This window comes from Streptomyces sp. BE20 (assembly GCF_036322525.1).
Taxonomy (GTDB): domain Bacteria; phylum Actinomycetota; class Actinomycetes; order Streptomycetales; family Streptomycetaceae; genus Kitasatospora.
Genome location: NZ_JAQYWW010000860.1, coordinates 1 through 2,693 on the forward strand (window position 1 = coordinate 1; position 2,693 = coordinate 2,693).

General features: G+C 71.0%; 3 protein-coding genes. 2 read left to right on the forward strand and 1 reads right to left on the reverse strand.

Translation table 11 applies throughout. The features are described 5' to 3' along the window. Nucleotides 1–421, forward strand: a 421-nt coding sequence (locus PUR61_RS18555; protein WP_329880022.1) for an NUDIX hydrolase, incomplete at its 5' end; no start/stop codon positions are given. Between the two features lie 92 nt (nucleotides 422–513). Here the strand turns inward: PUR61_RS18555 and PUR61_RS18560 are convergent. After that, a complete protein-coding gene (locus PUR61_RS18560) occupies nucleotides 514–1,041 on the reverse strand; it encodes a hypothetical protein (RefSeq protein ID WP_329880023.1) in 528 nt (175 codons plus the stop codon). 587 nt (nucleotides 1,042–1,628) lie between these two features. On the opposite strand from PUR61_RS18560, the gene PUR61_RS18565 reads away from it, so the two are divergent. Then, nucleotides 1,629–2,693, forward strand: a 1,065-nt coding sequence (locus PUR61_RS18565; protein WP_329880024.1) for a hypothetical protein, incomplete at its 3' end; no start/stop codon positions are given.

Genomic DNA, 2,693 nt, shown 5'->3' on the forward strand with positions numbered 1-2,693 from the left:
CCTCAACCGCGACGGCGCGATCCTCCTCGTCGCCACCACCTACCGCTCCGGCCTCATGCTCCCCGGCGGCAGCGCCGAAGCCGACGAACTCCCCCACCTCGCCGCCCGCCGCCACACCGAAACCGAAACCGGCCTCGTCCTCCCCCTGCGCTCCGTCCTCGCCACCGACTACGTCGACGCCCGACACCTCCCCGAAGCCGTCAACTTCGTCTACTGGGGCGGCCGACTCACCCCCGCCCAGGAATCCACCGTCGCCCGCCACCGCCCGCCCCGCACCATCACCGCCGTCCACTGGCTCCACCGCGCCCAACTCACCGACGCCATGACCCCCGACCAACACCACCGCACCACCCAGGCCCTCGACGCCCTCACCCGAGGCGCCCACCTCCCCCTCCTCCTCCGCGGCATCCCCGCCGAATGACCCCGAAACGCTCGCGCGCCGCCCCAACAGGACGGCGCGCGAGGGGCCGCGGAGCACCGACCGTGACAGGCGGGCGGGCCTCGGCTCCGGGATCAGCCGATCACCTTGATCGCCTCGATCGCACGGTTCTCACCGGTGGTACCGACCAGGACGCGCCCGCCGCTCCGCCACCCCTGCCAGCCGTAGCCGCTCAGGTGCGCGTCGGCGTCCATGCTCCTGCCGTCCGTCAGGAACTCGACGGCCTCGATCGCCAGGGACTGGCCGGTGGTGCCGATCTGGAGGATCCCGCCGTCCCCGACACAGGCCCAGGGCTGCCAGCCGAGGGTGGACACGTGTGCACGGGCGCACAGTCCGGACATGCCGCTGGTGCTGAACTTCAGTGCCTCGACCGCCCGCCCCTCGCCGACGGTTCCGGCGACGGCGCCGTTGCAGCTGCTGCCGTTCTGCCACCCGATGCCTGCGACGTGAGCCCAGTAGCAGATGAGGCGGACGCTCGCCGCCTGCCCCGAGCCCACGGCCGGACGGCCGTCCTCCGCCGCTCCCGCAGGACCGGCGGCGGCGAACGACCCGCCGACGGCAAGGACGGCGGCGGCGAGTGCCGTACCCAGTGACTTGCGCATGGGCGATCCCCTCCAAGGGGGGTCGGGACGGGTCCGACGACCCGAGCGGTCGGACTCTGCACGGCCATGGTCGACATCCGACCTCTTCCGGTCAACGCCTGTGATTCACCATGACCCCACGAGCAAGAGGACTTGGCAGACATTGCACCGGCCGCCCCCGGCCGACGCCCGGCGACCGAACCGCCCTCCCCGGGTACGGCGGCGATCCGGTGGACTCCCCGCAGCTCGACGGCGGCCGGCACGTCTCCGGCCCGCTCGCGGCCGGGGAGCCTGACACGCGAGCGGCGCTCACCGACCCCTGGCCGATTTTCTCTCAACTCTTCTTTCTGTCAACGGTGTTGATCGATCCGAACCCGAGAAACCCGGCTTCCGTGGTTCCGGCCAGATCGAGATCGGTTCGGGCCAGCTCGACGGGATCGCGAGGCTCGAACGGGTGGGGGCTGCTTACCGTCGACAGGCCTGTTGGCACCTGTCCTCGGGCGCGGCGTGGGGCCTCGAACGACCTGAACGGCACGTGGCGACACCCTGGGCCCGCTGTGCGTCCGCTGCCCGCACCGTGTGTAACGCCGAGGTAGGGAGTCCGCGCTGTGCCGTCCTTGCTGCACTACGAGATCGTCACGGATCCGACGTCACTGCAAGCGTCGTCCGACGGGGCACCGTCCGTGGGGACGGTGTACCTGATCGTCTCCAACACCCACCAGGAAGAAGTGGAGTGGAGGTACATCGACGTGGAGATCCCGGTCGGATCCGACCCCGATCACCTGACGGCGGACTCCGCGGCGATCACGCCGGGCTTCTCCATGACGTACACGCCGCCGCCCTGGCTGGACGAACCGAAGTTCGCCTGGGACGACGCCCGGCAGGTGTTCCGGGCCCAGCACGGCACCTGGCCGGGGAAGAAGGTCACGCTGCCCGGTAACGAGGGGATCATCCTCAAGCTGGAGAACATCCCCGTCACCCGGGGCGACGGCCTGGTCCTCGTCAAGATCCACGAGCGGACCGGCGGCGGCGACGGCAGCGCGGCCATGCCGACGGACTCCTTCACCACCACGCTGGCGCTGGCCAAGCAGTCCCCGAAGGTCCCGCGCAACTTCCGTCCGACGTACTCCCTGCTGGACACGGACGCGGGCCAGTGGCTCGAACTGAAGTGGAACGGGCCCAGCAACCTCGACTACTGGATCCGCTACCCGGACGGCACGGCGGCCCACGCCGTGCAGGCGGTCACCGCGCCTCCGGTGGTCGACACGTCCTTCAGCTGGTCCGTCCCCGCCCCGAAGCGCGGCACCACGTACACGCTGATCGCCGGGACGGACAACGGCGGGCAGCCGCAGCACGGGTACTTCCTCACCACCACCGTCCACGCGCTCGTCCCGGAGTTCGGGAGCGGGACGCGCTCCCCGTGGATCGAGGGGACGTCGGACAGGGGCCGGGTGACCTTCACCCCGGACGGCGTGAAGGTCGACGACCGGAACGGTGCTCCGGGGACGGTCACGGCAAAGACCGCCGACGTGCAGGACGTGAGGACCGGATCGGTCAAGGGACGGACCCCCGACTCCGGCTGGATCGACTTCCCCGACACCGGCCTCGACGTCTACCACGGCCCCAACAAGGACCTCGGCGTCGTCACCGCCGACCGCGCCGACGTCAACGGC

Excerpts from the sequence above, each read along its gene's own strand:
- PUR61_RS18560 (WP_329880023.1), bottom strand. The coding sequence starts at position 1,041 with ATGCGCAAGTCACTGGGTACGGCACTCGCCGCCGCCGTCCTTGCCGTC.